14 protein-coding genes are annotated in these 14,971 nt (G+C 70.4%); 8 read left to right on the top strand and 6 right to left on the bottom strand.

The window, feature by feature from the left end; translation table 11 throughout:
- Positions 1-40: 40 nt before the first annotated feature.
- The 3 genes from IWX63_RS08030 to IWX63_RS08020 all read right to left on the bottom strand — a co-directional run bounded on the left by IWX63_RS08030 (position 41) and on the right by IWX63_RS08020 (position 3,678).
- The gene (locus IWX63_RS08030; RefSeq protein ID WP_199277631.1) at positions 41-1,666 is read right to left on the bottom strand and encodes a BCCT family transporter; all 1,626 of its coding nucleotides are present in this window, start codon (positions 1,664-1,666) and stop codon (positions 41-43) included.
- A gap of 329 nt (positions 1,667-1,995) precedes the next feature.
- The gene (locus tag IWX63_RS08025) at positions 1,996-3,219 is read right to left on the bottom strand and encodes an MFS transporter (protein WP_199277630.1); all 1,224 of its coding nucleotides are present in this window, start codon (positions 3,217-3,219) and stop codon (positions 1,996-1,998) included.
- 183 nt (positions 3,220-3,402) lie between these two features.
- A complete protein-coding gene (locus tag IWX63_RS08020; protein WP_199277629.1) occupies positions 3,403-3,678 on the bottom strand; it encodes a hypothetical protein in 276 nt (91 codons plus the stop codon).
- A 135-nt stretch (positions 3,679-3,813) separates the two neighbouring features.
- Here IWX63_RS08020 and IWX63_RS08015 point away from each other — a divergent pair, with 135 nt between their 5' ends.
- The 4 genes from IWX63_RS08015 (at position 3,814) to IWX63_RS08000 (ending at position 7,397) form a co-directional block, all read left to right on the top strand.
- Positions 3,814-4,155, top strand: a complete 342-nt coding sequence (locus IWX63_RS08015) for a thiamine-binding protein (RefSeq protein WP_199277628.1) — start codon at positions 3,814-3,816, stop codon at positions 4,153-4,155.
- A gap of 53 nt (positions 4,156-4,208) precedes the next feature.
- The gene (locus IWX63_RS08010; RefSeq protein ID WP_199277627.1) at positions 4,209-4,745 is read left to right on the top strand and encodes a GNAT family N-acetyltransferase; all 537 of its coding nucleotides are present in this window, start codon (positions 4,209-4,211) and stop codon (positions 4,743-4,745) included.
- A 14-nt stretch (positions 4,746-4,759) separates the two neighbouring features.
- Positions 4,760-5,584, top strand: coding sequence for a spermidine synthase (locus IWX63_RS08005; protein WP_199277626.1), 825 nt, complete (start codon positions 4,760-4,762; stop codon positions 5,582-5,584).
- An 82-nt stretch (positions 5,585-5,666) separates the two neighbouring features.
- The gene (locus tag IWX63_RS08000; protein WP_199277625.1) at positions 5,667-7,397 is read left to right on the top strand and encodes a cation:proton antiporter; all 1,731 of its coding nucleotides are present in this window, start codon (positions 5,667-5,669) and stop codon (positions 7,395-7,397) included.
- 12 nt (positions 7,398-7,409) lie between these two features.
- On the opposite strand, the gene IWX63_RS07995 is transcribed toward IWX63_RS08000, so the two are convergent.
- A complete protein-coding gene (locus IWX63_RS07995; protein ID WP_334685731.1) occupies positions 7,410-8,315 on the bottom strand; it encodes a LysR family transcriptional regulator in 906 nt (301 codons plus the stop codon).
- A gap of 134 nt (positions 8,316-8,449) precedes the next feature.
- Between IWX63_RS07995 and IWX63_RS07990 the strand changes: the two genes are divergently transcribed.
- Both IWX63_RS07990 and IWX63_RS07985 read left to right on the top strand, forming a co-directional pair.
- A complete protein-coding gene (locus tag IWX63_RS07990; RefSeq protein ID WP_199277623.1) occupies positions 8,450-9,856 on the top strand; it encodes an MFS transporter in 1,407 nt (468 codons plus the stop codon).
- On the top strand, positions 9,853-10,638 hold the full coding sequence (locus IWX63_RS07985; protein WP_199277622.1) for a 3-hydroxybutyrate dehydrogenase: 786 nt from the start codon (positions 9,853-9,855) through the stop codon (positions 10,636-10,638). Before IWX63_RS07990 ends, IWX63_RS07985 begins: the two co-directional genes overlap by 4 nt.
- Before the next feature lie 151 nt (positions 10,639-10,789).
- Here the strand turns inward: IWX63_RS07985 and IWX63_RS07980 are convergent, their stop codons facing one another.
- A complete protein-coding gene (locus IWX63_RS07980; RefSeq protein WP_199277621.1) occupies positions 10,790-12,241 on the bottom strand; it encodes an NCS2 family permease in 1,452 nt (483 codons plus the stop codon).
- Between the two features lie 134 nt (positions 12,242-12,375).
- Between IWX63_RS07980 and IWX63_RS07975 the strand changes: the two genes are divergently transcribed.
- On the top strand, positions 12,376-12,993 hold the full coding sequence (locus IWX63_RS07975) for a copper resistance CopC family protein (RefSeq protein ID WP_199277620.1): 618 nt from the start codon (positions 12,376-12,378) through the stop codon (positions 12,991-12,993).
- Positions 12,994-13,028: 35 nt separating this feature from the next.
- Here IWX63_RS07975 and IWX63_RS07970 read toward each other — a convergent pair whose 3' ends face one another.
- A complete protein-coding gene (locus IWX63_RS07970) occupies positions 13,029-13,673 on the bottom strand; it encodes an FAD-dependent monooxygenase (RefSeq protein WP_334685730.1) in 645 nt (214 codons plus the stop codon).
- A 254-nt stretch (positions 13,674-13,927) separates the two neighbouring features.
- On the opposite strand from IWX63_RS07970, the gene IWX63_RS07965 reads away from it, so the two are divergent.
- Entirely contained in the window at positions 13,928-14,947 is a 1,020-nt protein-coding gene (locus IWX63_RS07965) for a universal stress protein (protein ID WP_199277619.1), read from the top strand.
- Positions 14,948-14,971 lie beyond the last annotated feature (24 nt).

Below are 14,971 nucleotides of genomic sequence, written 5' to 3'. Positions count from 1 at the left end.
CCCCGCGTGTTCCCCGCCCGGCGCATCACCCCGGATCGTGTCAGCCCTTCGGGATCGTGACCCTCCGTGCGGCACGCGCGCCGGTGCGCCGGGCACCGGTGATGAGCGGATCCTTCCTGAGATCCATCATGAGCGCCACGCACAGCCCGATCATGACGAGCAGGAAGGGGGCGGCGGCGATGATGGTGAGCGTCTGCAGTGCCTCGAGGCTCCCGACCGAGAGCAGGACGGCGGCAACCGCGCCGGTCAGCGTGCCCCACAGGATGGTCAGCCACTTGCGGGGGACCGCCGCGCCGAAGGAGGACAGCGATCCGAGCACGATCGAGGAGGCGTCCGCACCCGAGATGAAGAAGACGGCCACGAGGATGACCACGAGGATCGAGGTCACGGCTGCCAGCGGGTACTGGGCGAGGAGCGCGAACATCGCGGACTCCTGGCTCTCCGCGTTGGCGGCCGCGATGTCGACCCCGTTGTCCTGCTGGTTGAGCGCCGAGCCGCCCCACACGCCGAACCAGATGACGCTGATGACGCTGGGTACGGCGACGACGCCGATCACGAACTCCCGGATGGTGCGTCCACGCGAGATCTTCGCGAGGAAGGAACCGACGAAGGGCGTCCACGAGACCCACCACGCCCAGTAGAAGATGGTCCACGCGGCGAGCCATTCGTGGCCGCCGAACGCGCCCGTACGGGATGCCATCTGGGGCAGGCTGATGAGGTAGTTGCCCGCCGATGCCGGGATCAGTTCGAGGATGAAGACCGTGGGGCCGACGACGAACAGGAAGAACAACAGGGCCAGCGCCAGGATCATGTTGCCGTTGGAGAGCCACTTGATGCCACGGCTCACGCCGCTGACGGCGGAGATGACGAAGCAGACGGTGAGCACGGCGATGATGCCGATCTGCAGGGCCAGGCTGCTACCCATGCCGAAGACCTTCGAGAGGCCGCCGTTGATCTGCAGGACGCCGAGTCCGAGGGACGTGGCCGAGCCGAAGAGGGTCGCGAAGATCGCGAACACGTCGATGGCGCGCAGGGCCCGGGGTGCGGGGCGGCCGCCGAAGAGGGCCGTGAACGCCCCGCTGAAACCGACGCCGCGGCCCCTCCGGAAGGCCGAGTAGGCGAGAGCCAGGCCGACGACGGCGTAGATGGCCCAGGGGTGAATGGCCCAGTGGAAGAGCGTGTAGTTCATGGCCTGCCGGGCGGCCTCCGAACTGCCGGGCTCGATGCCCTCGACGGGCGGCGCGGTGTAGTGGGAGATGGGCTCGGTGACCCCGTAGAACATGAGCCCGATGCCCATGCCGGCGCTGAACATCATGGCGATCCAGGACAGCCGCGAATGCTCGGGCTTCTCGCCGTCCTGCCCCAGGGGGATCCGGCCGTACTTGCTGAAGGCCAGGAACAGGGCGAACACCACGAAACCGGTGGCGGTGAGGACGAACGCCCACCCGAAGTTCGCGACGAGGCCGTTCAGGACGGAGGTGGTGATGGCCGAGAAAGCGGCGGGGAAGATGACCGCCGCGAGCATCAGCAGGATGACGATCGAGAGCGAGACGAAGAGGACGGGCCTGTCCAGCTCAGCCTTCGTGGGAGCCTGTCCGGGAGGCACCTCGAAGGGTGTGTCCTCGCTGGGCGGTGATCCTTGGATGGGCTGGGTGGCATTAGACATGCTTTCCACCGTACGCGTGCGGGGGAGGCCGACTCGGGGCCGATCATGGGCGAGAACCCGCTTGCGATAGCCCTCCGACGGTGGATCACGCCTCGGGAATACACCGGACGGAACCCGCTGTCGGCGATGACGGGATGCGCCCCGGTTCCCTGTGGCGGCGGCGATTCCCGACGCCGGGTCGCGAGCCGTCCGGGACCCGCAGACGCCCTCCCGCGGGGCTGCGGACAGCGCCCGGGGAAAGCCGTACCGGGGAGCCGCCTCCGGGGCTCGAGTGTGACCAAGCACCCACGTCCGAGGCCCTCCGGCGTGCGAAGATACGCAGTCCCGGCTCAGGCGGCGCGGAGGCGGTGGCGTTCCCGGCGGTCCTTTACGGTGTCCGTCGCAAGGCTCAGGGCCAGGCCCGCTGCGACGATCGCGATCATCACGAACGGGAGGACGCCGAGGCCGATGCCGTCCAGCAGGAGCCCGCCGAGGAGCGCGCCGCCGCCGATACCGATGTTGAACGCCGTCGTCTGGAGGGCGGCCGAGAGGTCACGCGTGCGGAAGGAGGCGGTGCGCAGCATGCGGGTCTGCAGCATCGCGGGGATCCCGCCGAACGCGGCACCCCAGACGATGACGCCGATGAGTACCACCACGGTGCTGGAGGTCGCGAGGGCGAGGGTGAGGGCGGCGGCCATGACTGCCAGGACGACGCCGATGAACGCTTTCCGGGGGAAGCGGTCGGCGGCGTAGCCGGCCCCGACGAGGCCGACGATGCCCGCCCCGCCGTAGAGGAACAGGACGAGGGCGACGGACCCGGGCTCGAAGGACGAGACGTCGGTCAGCCAGGCGGCGATGTACGTGTAGAAGGTGTTCTGGCCGGTCAGCAGGATCAGGATGACCAGGCACAGCAGGACGACCCCGCGGACGCTCGGGTCGCGGCGCAGCGGGACGCGTTCCTCGCCCGCCTTCCGTTCCACATGGTGGTCGACGGGCGGCAGGAACTTCACGATCACCAGGGCGAGCAGGGCGACGGCCACGCCGATGATGGTGAACGCCGCACGCCAGCCGAACGCGTTGCCGATCGCCGTGCCCACCGGGACGCCGAGGACGAACGCCGCCGTCCCGCCGCCCGCGGTGATGGCGACCGCCTTGCCGAGCTGGTGCGCCGGGACGAGGTGTGCGGAGTAGGCGGCGACCACGGCCCAGAACAGGCCGTGTGCGAGGCCGCCGAGGATGCGCGCGCCCACGAGCACGCCGTACGTCGGGGCGATCGCCGCGAGCACGTTCGAGACCGCGATCACGAGGAGGACGACGACGATCAGGGACTTGCGGGAGAACCGCTGCGTCACGGCGGCCAGGGGCGTGGTGGCCACGACGACGGTCCCGGCGAAGATGGTCACGAGGTAGCCGGCGGTCGAGATCCCGACGCCCAGGTCCCGGGCCATGGCCGGCAGGAGGCCGGTGGGCAGGAATTCGCTCGTGACGGAGACGAAGATCGCACCGGCGAGGGACAGCAGTCCGATGTAGGGGAACGGCGCGGTGGTGGACACCTTCGCGGAGGAAACAGACAAGGGGCACCAATCGTGGGATTTCCGGCGGTCATCGCCCCGGTTGCACCGTTGAGGACCGGGAGGCGTACAGAGGTCGGGCCCTGGGAGCGGCGCGACTCCTGCGGCAACACCGGCGCCGTGCGGAGCATTCCCCGCGCTGCCCCGCTGCCCTGTTACCGTCAGGCCGGCGTGCGGCGGTTCTGCCTAGCGTCCACCGTCGGCGCGGACGGCACCGCCCTCATTTTCGTCGTCCTCTTCCTGCTGGGGCACCAGCGAGAGGCCGGGGCCGGCCTCCCTGTCGTCGAGCTCGCCCGCGACTTCGTCCTTGCGGGCCGCCGTCTCGGGGTCCACCTCACCCTCCGTCGCGAACTCGTGGTCGACCTCCCGGTGGACCTTGCTGTTGAGGACTTCGACGTCGTTGTCCTTCAGTCGGCCGAGGTCCTCGGGGAAGGGATCGTCGGGGGAGATTCTGCTCTTCATGGCCATCCAATCTGCCGGTCGTGGACTGTGCGGCATCCTTCTGCATATTAGGGGCCGACGGTGACGGCGACAAGCAGATGACCGAGCGCCCGGACCCGCCGGCTCGTGACGACGCCCCCGTGCCAGACTGGGTCCATGCTCGTAGCCTTCAGCGTCGCCCCGTCCGGAACCTCCGACCTCTCCCGCGAGAACGGCGACGGATCGGTGCACGATGCCGTCGCCGCCGCGGTCGCCGTCGTGCGTGAGTCCGGCCTGCCGAACTCCACCGATGCCATGTTCACGACCATCGAGGGCGAGTGGGACGAGGTCATGGCCGTGGTCAAACACGCCACCGAGGCCGTGGGCCGCTACGGCAGCCGCGTGTCGCTCGTGCTCAAGGCCGACATCCGCCCGGGGCACACTGGCGAGCTGACCGGGAAGGTCGAGCGGCTCGAGGCGGCGCTCGCCGAGCAGGAACAGTTCGAGGGTCACTCCTAGGGCTACCCCGATCGCGGCGCCGTGCGATAGCCTTGGGCCACTAAACTGACACGGTGACACAGCCCCCGCTGACGCTGCCCTACGTGATCCGGCCGGCCACCCCCGACGACGCCGAGGTGTACGTCGGCACCCACGTCGCCGGCCTGCACGAGACGTACGAGCACATCATGCCTCCGGAGTACCACGCGTACTACGACGCCGAGCTGCCCGCCCTGAGCGTGCGCCGTCGGGCTGCGTTCGAGGAGGCGGCGCGGACCCCCGGCGGTGCGCGGAGCTGGCTGGCGTTCGACGACGACGGAGAGCCGGTCGCGATCGCGACCTCCGGGCCGGGCCGCGATGCGGACCGCCCAGACTTCGAGCTGCACCACATCTACACGCTGCGGTCCACGCACGGCTCGGGCCTCGGACAGCGACTGCTGGACACGGCCATCGGCGCCAGGGCCGCGTACCTGTGGATCCTGAACGGCAATCCGCGGGCCGAGCGCTTCTACGTCCGCAACGGCTTCGCGCCGGAGGGGACCTCGATGCTCTGCGGACCCACGTGGCACCACCGGCCGATGTTCCGCATGCACCGCCCCGACCACGAGTGAGAAGGCTTTCGAAGATGGCAAAACCGGCAGGGCCACGCCCCGAGATCGGCGAGTTCCCGATCGACACCGGGACGTGCGAGCTCGAGCCCGATCCGTACAGCCCCAACGGCTGGGTCCTGCGCGTCAACGGCGTCCCGAGCTCCCATATCGACCTGGACGATCCGCTGCACCTGGACTTCGAATACATGCACTGGATCGCCTCGCTCGTCGATTCCCGCTGGGCGCCGTCGGAACGGCTGCGGGTGCTGCATCTCGGGGGAGGGGCGTGTTCGCTCGCGCGCCGCTTCGCCGCGAGCCACGCCCAGGCCCGGCAGGTGGTCGTCGAACTCGACGGTCGCCTCGCGGAGCTGGTCCGGACGTGGTTCGACCTGCCGCGGGCGCCCCTGGTGCGGATCCGGGTCGGGGAGGCCCGCGCCGTGACGGAGTCCCTCACCGGGGACAGCCGCGACCTCGTCATCCGGGACGTGTTCGCGGGGGCGGTCACGCCCCCTCCCCTGACGACCACCGAGTTCACCCGTGCGGCCAAGCGCGTGCTCGCGGCCGACGGCGTCTACCTCGTCAACTGCGGTGACAGCCCGAATCTGGCGATGGCCCGGCGGGAGGCCGCGACGATCGCCGCCGAGTTCAGGCACACCGCGATCATCGCCGATCCCGCGATGCTCAAGGGCCGGCGCTACGGCAACGTGATCATCGCCGGCAGCGACGCACCCCTGGCCGAGGATCCCGGGCTGGCCAGGGAACTGCTCGGCGGCGGTGTTCCCGCGCACCTCTGGCAGGACGCCCGCGTGAGGACCTTCGCCGCAGGCGCCCAGGTCCTCACCGATCAGACCGGGCACTAGCGTCCCGGCACGCATCCCGGAAGGGGTCGGGCGGACGGATCAGCCGGGGTCGGCGGCGGCCGCCGCGCACTAGGCTGTCAGGGTGGAACTGGGACTGCTCGGCATCATCGGAATCGCCGTCCTGGTAGGGGTGGCCGTGCTCTCGAGGCGTGTGGGGGTCGCTGCCCCGCTCATCCTCGTCGTGGTCGGCATCGTGCTCTCCTTCGTGCCCGGCGTACCGAGTTTCAGCATCCCGGACGAGGTGATCCTGATGGGCGTGCTGCCGCCCCTGCTGTATGCGGCGGCGATCAAGACTCCCGTCACCGACTTCCGCCGCAACGTCACCCCGATCGCGAGCCTGTCCGTGGCCCTGGTCATCGTCTCCGCCTTCGCCACCGGGTTCCTGCTGAACGCCCTGCTGCCGGGCCTCGGACTCGCGGCGGCGATCGCCGTGGGTGCCGTGATCAGCCCGCCCGACGCTGTCGCCGCAACCTCGATCGGGCGCCGGCTCGGGCTCCCGCCCCGGCTGCTGACGGTGCTGGAGGGGGAGGGCCTCGTCAACGACGCCACGGCCCTCGTCCTGCTGCGCAGCGCCATCGCCGCATCCGCGGGGGCGCTGGCCGGCTTCGGTGCGGCCGCGGCCGACTTCGCCTTCGCCGTCGTGGTCGCGGTGATGGTGGGATACGCGGTCGGCGTGGTGACGGTCTTCGTCCGGTCCCGCCTCGCCGACCCGGTCCTCGACACCGCGCTCTCCCTCGCCGTGCCGTTCATCGCCTTCATCCCGGCCGAGGAGCTCGGCGCGTCCGGCGTCCTCGCGGTTGTGGTCGCCGGGATCTACACGGGGCACCACAGCGCCAGCCGGTTGGATGCCCGCGCGCGGATCAGCGACAACGTGAACTGGCGGACGGTCCAGTTCCTGCTGGAGAACGGCGTCTTCCTGATCATCGGCCTCGAGGTGCGGAGCCTGCTGCAGAACATCGACGAATCCCTCCTGACCGTGGGGCAGACGATCCTCATCGGACTCCTCGCAACCCTCACCCTGATCGTGCTGCGCTTCCTCTGGGTCTTCCCCCTCGTGCTGCTCATGCGCCGCCTGCCGAGTCGTGCCGAGCGCCGCACGGTACAGCTGGGCCGCGGACTCGGCCGGCTCAAGGACATCCGGACGCTCGACGCGCGGCAGGAGCGGCGCAAGCGCGTCCTCACGCGGCTGTACCGGCGCCGGAAGGCGGACCTCGAACTCGAACGGCGGGAGGGGTTCGGCTGGAAGGGCGCCACGGTGCTCGGCTGGTCCGGGATGCGCGGCGTCGTGACGCTTGCGGCGGCGCAGTCCCTGCCGGAGTCCTTCGCCTACCGGGAGCAGCTGGTGCTGATCGCGTTCACCGTCGCGGTGACCACGCTGCTGGTGCAGGGCGGCACGCTGCCCCTGCTCATCCGGGTGCTGAGGATCGAGGGCGTCGACGCGGACAGCGACCGCGAGGCGTCGGCCACCCTGTTCGGCGAGCTGCGCATCGAGGGACTGCGCGTGCTGGACGACCCGCAGGTCATCGTGGGCGAGGACATCGAGGTGGACGACGACGTCCTGGACCGCGTCCGGGCGGACACGGGCATGCGGACGGAGTTCGAGTGGGAGAGGGCGCGGCTGCCCGAACGGAAGCTGGTGCGGTCCCCGCACCGGCAGTACCGGGACCTCCGGCTGGCCGTGCTCGAGGCGGAGCGGCAGGCGCTGCTAGCGGCCCGCGCCCGCGGCACCTACCCCTCGCGCGTGCTCTCCAGGGCGCAGCGCATCCTGGACGTCGAGGAGGCGCGGCTCCGGCCGCGGGGCGGTACTTCCTGACCCTGCGGCGTCTCATCCGGCCGGTTCGGGGCGCCGTCCGAGCAGCTGCGGCTCCATGGCCGCGGTCGAACGCCTCAGGGCGTCGACGACGGCGGCGATCGCCGGTTGGCGCAGCGCGTCAGCCCGCACCACGAGCCAGTAGTCGAGTTCCTCCGCGACGTCGTCGGGGAGGATCCGGACGAGGTCGGGGTGCCGATCGGCCATGAAGCAGGGCAGCAGGCCGAGCCCTGCGCCGGCGCGGGTGGCCTCGACGTGGACGAAGACGTTGGTCGAGCTCAGGGCATCGCGCATGGAGGGCAGGAGCCGGCGGGGTGCGTCGAGGCTGTCCACCTGCAGCATCGCGTCGATGAAGTACACGAGCTGATGGTCCATGGCGTCCTCGAGCGTCGCCGGCGAACCGTGCGCTGCGAGGTACTCCCTGGAGGCATACAGCCCGAGGACATAGGCGCCCAGCCGCTCCGCCTCCGCCCGGTGCACCTGCGGTTCGCCGACCACCACCTCGAAGTCGAGGCCCGTCCGTGTCTGCGAGGCCCGGCGGGTCGCGGTGACGATCTCGATCCGCAGCAGGGGATTGGCGGCCCGCAGCCGGGCGAAGGCGGGGGCGGCGATGAAGGCGCTGAAGCCGTCGGTGGCACTCATCCGCACCACGCCCGAGAGCGCGCCGTCGTCGTCGGCCAGTCGGGCGACCGCCTCCGCGACGACCGCCGCCGCGTCCGCCGCGCGCCGGCCCAGGTCCGTCAGTTCCCATCCGCCGCTGCCACGGGAGAGCACCCGCCCCCCGAGCGCCCTCTCCAGGGCCGCGATCCGCCGGGACACCGTGGTGTGGTTCAGCCCCAGCGAATCCCCGGCCGTGGTGAAGCGCCCGCTCTGGGCGACGGCGAGCAGCACCACGAGATCCTGGGCATTGGGCTCGGACATATCTGCAGTATTGCAGAGCGCGGGTGCCGATCTGGTCATTGGCGGGCCTGAAAGCCGCAGGGATACTCGAGAAGAACCAGCCAGGGCCCCGATGCGGGCCGGCACCCGTGTCAGCGTCGACAGAAGGAGATCCCATGAGCGTCAATCAACGCTCGAACACCCCCAGTGCCCGGCAGGGCGACGGAACACCGGGAGAGGCGTCGGGCCTCAAGCGGATCGTCGCGGCCGCCATGGTCGGGACGGTCGTCGAGTGGTACGAGTTCTTCCTGTACGCGACGGCCGCGAGCCTGGTCTTCGGGACCTTCTTCTTCCCCAACGCAGGCTCCGAACTCGACGGCATCATCGCGGCCTTCCTGACGTACGCCGTCGGCTTCGTGGCCCGGCCCCTCGGGGGGATCGTCTTCGGTCAGATCGGTGACAAGCTCGGACGCAAGCACACGCTCCAGCTCACCATCGTCCTCGTGGGCGTCGCCACCTTCCTCATGGGATGCCTCCCCGGGTTCGACTCGATCGGGTACTGGGCCCCGGCGCTGCTCGTGATCCTGCGCTTCATCCAGGGCTTCGCCGTCGGCGGGGAGTGGGGCGGCGCCGTGCTCCTCGTCGCCGAGCACAGCCCCGACCGGTCCCGTGGATTCTGGTCTAGCTGGCCGCAGGCGGCCGTCCCGGTGGGCAACCTCCTCGCCACGCTCGTCCTGCTGGGCATGAGCTGGATCCTGCCGCAGGACGAGTTCCTCAGCTGGGGCTGGCGCGTGGCCTTCTGGGTCTCCGCGATCATCGTGGTGATCGGCTACTACATCCGGACCCATGTCAGCGAGGCGCCGATCTTCCTGGAGGCACGCGAAAAGATCGAATCCGAGAAGGCGGTCAGCTACGGCGTCCTCGAAGTGGTCAAGCGCTACCCCAGGGGAGTCCTCGGGGCCATGGGCCTGCGGTTCGCCGAGAACATCCTCTACTACATCATCGTCAGCTTCACGATCGTGTACCTCAAGACCGTCCACCAGTACGACACCTCGCAGCTCCTCCTGGCCCTGCTGATCGCGCACGTGGTCCACTTCCTCGTCATCCCGCAGGTGGGCCGGCTGTCCGATGCGTTCGGCCGCAAGCCCGTCTACCTGGTCGGGGTGGTCCTCGGCGCCACCTGGGCGTTCTTCGCCTTCCCGATGTTCGACACCCTGAACCCGTTCCTGATCATCCTGGCGGTCACGATCGGCCTCGTCTTCCACGCCTTCATGTACGCGGGCCAGCCCGCCATCATGTCGGAGATGTTCCCCACCCGCATGCGCTATTCGGGCGTCTCCCTGGGATACCAGGTGACCTCGATCCTCGCAGGATCCCTCGCACCGATCATCGCGACGGCCCTCCTGCAGGAGTACGGCAGCTGGGTTCCCGTGGCCATCTACCTCCTGATCGCCTGCGGGATCACCATGGTCGCGGTCCTGACCCTGAAGGAGACCCGCGGAGCCTCCCTGCGCGAGGTCGACGCCGAGGATGCGCGCCGCCACGGCCTGGACGAGCCGCTCGCAGGACAGGTCGAGCGATGAGCACGACGGCGTCCCAGCCGGCCCCCGCCCTGACGGCGGGGCCGCTGTCCGGCCGACGGGCCCTGGTCACGGGCGGTGCGAGCGGCATCGGTGCGGCCTGTGCCCGTGCGCTCGCCGGACGGGGTGCGCACGTCGTGGTCGCGGACCGGGACGAGGCCGGCGCCGGAGACCTGGCCGCCGACCTCGGCGGCGATGCATGGGCGGTGGACCTCCTCGACACACGGGCGCTCGAGACGCTGACCCTCGAGGCGGACATCCTCGTGAACAACGCCGGGATCCAGACCGTCAGCCCCCTCGAGGAATTCGATCCGGAGGACTTCCGCCGCATCCAGCGGCTGATGGTCGAGGTGCCGTTCCTCCTCATCCGCGCCGCGCTCCCCGGGATGTACGCACGGGGCTTCGGCCGGATCATCAACATCTCGTCGGTCCACGGGCTGCGGGCCTCACCGTTCAAGGCCGCCTACGTCACCGCCAAGCACGGCCTCGAGGGGCTCTCCAAGGTCACGGCCCTGGAGGGCGGCGCCCACGGCGTCACGAGCAACTGCGTGAACCCGGGCTACGTCCGGACGCCGCTGGTCGAGCACCAGCTGGTCGACCAGGCACGCCTGCACGGCATCAGCGAGGAGGAGGTCCTCGAGAAGATCATGCTCACCGAGGCTGCGATCAAACGGCTCGTGGAGCCGGAGGAGGTCGCCTCGCTCGTCGCGTGGCTGGCGGGCGACGACGCAGGGATGGTCACCGGCTCCTCCTACGTCATGGACGGCGGCTGGTCCGCCCGCTGACGCCCGACGGCGGGGAGGCGGCGACGGCGGTCCCCCGACCGCCGTCGTCGGTTCCGCCCAGTGATGGCTCCCGCCCGGCGGGCATGTTCGATCATGACCACCGGGCGGGCGGATCCAGGGGAGTGTCGGGTGACGTCGCCGGGCCGACCGGTCAGACGCCGAGGATCTCCTCGATCGGCCCGATGCCGAAGAACACGACGAACGCCGCGGCCACGACCCACATCAGCGGGTGCACCTCGCGGCCGCGGCCCTGGATGGCGCGAATCAGCACGAACGCGATGAAGCCCGCACCGAGGCCGTTCGCGATCGAGTAGGTGAACGGCATCAGCGTGAAGGTCAGGAACGCAGGGATGGCGATGCCCCAGTCGTCGAAGTCGATGCGCCCCACCTGCGCCACCATCATGAAGCCCACCACCACGAGGGCCGGCGCCACGGCCTCGAACGGCACCAGGCTGATGAGCGGGGTGAAGAACATCGCCAGGAGGAACAGCACGCCCGTCACAACGTTCGCGAGGCCCGTCCGGGCTCCCTCGCCGATGCCGGCACCGGATTCGACGTAGATCTGGTTGGACGAGACGGACCCGGCGCCGCCGGCCACGGCCCCGAGGGCGTCGACCACGAGGACGCGGTTCACGCCCGGGATGTCGCCCTTGCCGTCGACGAGCTTCGCCTCGTTCGCAAGACCCACCATCGTCCCCATGGCGTCGAAGAAGATGCTCAGGAGGATGGTGAAGGTCAGCAGCGCCGCGGCGGTCCCGCCGAGATGCCCGAAGGCTCCGAACAGGCTCACGTTGCCGATGAGGCTGAGGTCCGGGACGCCGATCCACGAGCCCGACGGGAGCTCCGGGACCACCAGCGACCAGCCGGCGGGGTTCGGCTCCTGGCCCGGCGTGAAGCTGGCACCGATGTCGAAGACGGCTTCGAGGACGACGGCGAGCACGGTCGCGGCGAGCACGCCGATGAGGATCGCCCCGCGCACCCTGCGGACCACCAGGGCGATCGTCAGGATCAGGCCGAAGACGAAGACCAGCGTGGGCCAGCCGATGAGGACGCCGCCGAAGCCGAGCCCCACGGGCACGGTGGTGTTGGCGACGTCGGGGATGCGGCGCACGAAGCCGGCATTGACCAGGCCGATCAGGGCGATGAACAGGCCGATGCCCACCACGATCGCGATCTTCAGGCTCTCGGGGACGGCGTTGAAGACCGCCGTGCGGAAGCCGGTCAGGACCAGCACGAGCATGGTGAGGCCCGCGAGCATGACCAGGCCCATGATGTCCGGCCAGGTTAGCCCGGGATTCGTGGCGACGGTGATGGCGACGAACGCGTTGACGCCGAGTCCGGTGGCGAGGGCGAAGGGGTACTTGGCCCAGGCGCCCATGACGATGGTCAGGATGCCGGCCACGAGCGCGGTCACCGCGGCGACGCGCTCGAAACCGAGCTCGGCGCCCGAGGAATCGGCACCGGCGAGGATGAGCGGGTTGAGCACCACGATGTAGCTCATGGCGAAGAAGGTCGCGAGTCCGCCCCGGATCTCGCGGGAGACGGACGACCCCCGCTGGGTGATGTGGAAGTAGCGATCCAGCGCGGAACCGGTTTTGAGCATGGGAGGTCCTAGGGGGAAGGGGCGGGTCGGGGAAATTCTATCCCGGTGGCACCTCCGGGACCCCTTCGTGACGGACGCCGGCGGGGAGCCCGGCGTCCCAGCGCCCCATCAGGGACGCCACGTAGGGTGGGACCATGGCTGCCTTCCTCCTCCTGCCCTCCCGGCCCGCGGCGACCTCCCGCCGTCTCCGCCGTCGTCCCGGCCGGCCCCTCGCCGCGCTCGTCCCCGCCGTCCTGCTCACGCTCGCCATGCTCCTGGGAGCCGGCGGCGCCGCGACCGCTCACGACGAACTGACCGGGAGCAATCCGGCGGAGGGCGCCACGGTCGACGTGCTGCCGCCGAGCCTCGAACTCGGCTTCACCAGCGTGCCGTCCGGGATCGGCGCGCAGATCCAGGTCCTCGACGAGTCCGGGGCGGACTGGGCGGACGGCCCCGCGGAGATCGTCGACCGCTCGGCCACCCAGCCGTTGCGCCCGGGTGCCCCTGCGGGCGAGTACACCGTCAACTGGCGGGTGGTCAGCGCGGACTCCCACCCCATCGAGGGCTCCTTCGCGTTCACCACGCAGGAGGGCGGGGCGACGGCGCCGGACACCGCGAGCACGGCCGGTCCCCTGGACGTCCAGGACGACCAGACCCAGCAGGCCGGCGTGAGCGACTTCCCGTGGAGCATCGTCCTCATGATCGCGGCGCTCGTGGCCATCGCCGTCGCGCTCGCGGTCACGGCGCGGAAGCGGCTCGGCGCCGGCAAGTAGGCGCCTGCAGGCAGGGTCCTCCGGGGCTCCCCCGTCTACAGGGGCGAGATCGCTGCGCGTGGCGGTGCGAGGCGGTGCAGGGCGGACGGGCCCTGCTCCACGATGGCATCGCTGACCAGCTTCGCCTGGCGGATGATCTCCCTGGTGGAGGGCGTCAGCAGTTCACCGACTCCCACGAGGTAGAGCCCGATCGCACGCAGGGTGTCCTTGAAGTCGCGGCCGATCGCGATGTCCATCGAGCGCAGGAACCTGCGCAGTTCGTTCTGCGGGAACTTCGTGAGGACCACGTGGTCGGCGAGGAGGACCCCGTCCGCCGTCTGGATGGCCCACTTCTTGCGCTCCGCCGGAGCCTTGATGAGCTGGGGGTGACCGATGATGCAGAGCTGCTCGGCCACGGTGGTCTGGCGGACGTCGATCCGGTGGGCGGTCGCGTAGCCGCGCAGGAGCCGCATCAGTTCGTTGCGCTCCGAGAGGGAGGCGGAATCCGTCATGACGGTGCGCATGGGCCCGGAGTCGAAGCACTCGAGGCTCTCGACGACGATCGCGTCGATACCGCGACGGCTGAGTTCGCTGGCTACGGCGAGACCCGACAGTCCGGAGCCGATGACCACGGTGCTGGTCCGCTCGGCCACGGCGGGCGCGGAGACAGAGCGGACAGGGTCAAGCGGCAAGGAATCCACCGGGCTACCTCCACACGAAGCATGAATTCCGTACGGCCCGGCGCCTCTTCCGGGCCGTACGGACTCCTGACTGCGAACGGGTCAGCCAGGAGCACTGCGTGCGGGGTATCCCACCTGCCAGGCAGGACCCCGCGACGGGTCATTGCAGCCTATATAACATTTGGGACCGTGGATAGACCGATCATCAGCGGTGCGCTACAAATGGGGGACCGGCCGCTTTCGGCGGTCAGAGGTGCGACCGAGGGAGGCCTGCCGTGAGCAGCGAGAACACAGAAGGCCTGCCGCAGGGGCTGGCGCAGCACGGGATAGTCGTCGGGGTGGACGGTTCGGACCAGAGCACCTGCGCGCTGCTGTGGGCGGCGCGCGAGGCCGGGCGGCGCGGAGCACCGCTCTACGTGGTGACCGCCTACACGGTGCCGGTCTTCGCGGCGTCGAGCATGGACGCCGGCTACGCCACGGTGGACGACGAGGTGATCCGGGAGAGCGCCCGGGCCGTCCTCGACGAAGCCGTGTCCCATCTGGAGGGCATGGCACTGGAGGTGCATCCGCGGATCGAGACGGGCGACGCCGCCGGGGTGCTCCTCGATCTCTCGGAGGAGGCCGAGCTGATGGTGGTGGGCTCGCGCGGCCGCGGCGGGTTCGTCGGACGCCTGCTCGGCTCCGTGAGCAGCGCCCTGCCGGCCCACGCCAAGTGCCCCACGGCGGTCATCCCCGTCTGCACCGGCGCCCGCCTCGGCCATCCCGAACTCGGCAGGAAGCCGGGCAGGGACAAGGTAGCCCCCGTCGCCACCGTGGAACCGGTGGTGGTGGTCGGCGTCGACGGTTCGGAACAGGCCCGCACGGCCTCGCTCACCGCAGCCGAGGAAGCCAGGTCCAGGGGGCTGCCCCTTCGCGTCATCTGCTCGGTGGCGCCGTTCAACGGCTCGCTCGCCTGGGTCCCCGCGCCGGTGGACCGGAAGGCGCTGCACGCGGACCTCGCCGTCCAGCTGGCCGCCGGCCGTGACTGGCTGCAGAGCCACTACCCCGACGTCGACATCACGGTGGAGCTCGTGGACGGACCGCCCGCCGAGATGCTCATCGAGGCGTCGGCGACCTCGGAACTGCTCGTGGTGGGGACGCGCGGCCGCGGAGGATTCACCGGGATGCTCCTGGGGTCGACGAGCCAGGGCGTCCTGCACCACGCCCGCGGGCCGGTGCTGGTCGTCCCCGACCGGGCGGACCCGCGGCTCGAGGACCGGAGCTCGTTCGGTCCCATGGTTCCCCAGGCCGGCTGACCCGTCCCTCGCCGACGTTCCTCC

Origin of the sequence: Arthrobacter sp. CAN_A2 (genome assembly GCF_015752045.1) — a bacterium.
Taxonomy (GTDB): Bacteria; Actinomycetota; Actinomycetes; order Actinomycetales; family Micrococcaceae; genus Arthrobacter_D.
Note: the sequence above shows the minus strand (reverse complement) of the source record. Positions and strands in the feature narration are given on the sequence as shown.

Bases quoted from the DNA above. Each gene is read 5' to 3' on its own strand.
- IWX63_RS08030 (WP_199277631.1), bottom strand. From the start codon at position 1,666: ATGTCTAATGCCACCCAGCCCATCCAAGGATCACCGCCCAGCGAGGAC.
- IWX63_RS08020 (WP_199277629.1), bottom strand. From the start codon at position 3,678: ATGAAGAGCAGAATCTCCCCCGACGATCCCTTCCCCGAGGACCTCGGC.
- IWX63_RS08015 (WP_199277628.1), top strand. From the start codon at position 3,814: ATGCTCGTAGCCTTCAGCGTCGCCCCGTCCGGAACCTCCGACCTCTCC.
- IWX63_RS08005 (WP_199277626.1), top strand. From the start codon at position 4,760: ATGGCAAAACCGGCAGGGCCACGCCCCGAGATCGGCGAGTTCCCGATC.
- IWX63_RS07995 (WP_334685731.1), bottom strand. From the start codon at position 8,315: ATGTCCGAGCCCAATGCCCAGGATCTCGTGGTGCTGCTCGCCGTCGCC.
- IWX63_RS07990 (WP_199277623.1), top strand. From the start codon at position 8,450: ATGAGCGTCAATCAACGCTCGAACACCCCCAGTGCCCGGCAGGGCGAC.
- IWX63_RS07985 (WP_199277622.1), top strand. From the start codon at position 9,853: ATGAGCACGACGGCGTCCCAGCCGGCCCCCGCCCTGACGGCGGGGCCG.
- IWX63_RS07980 (WP_199277621.1), bottom strand. From the start codon at position 12,241: ATGCTCAAAACCGGTTCCGCGCTGGATCGCTACTTCCACATCACCCAG.
- IWX63_RS07975 (WP_199277620.1), top strand. From the start codon at position 12,376: ATGGCTGCCTTCCTCCTCCTGCCCTCCCGGCCCGCGGCGACCTCCCGC.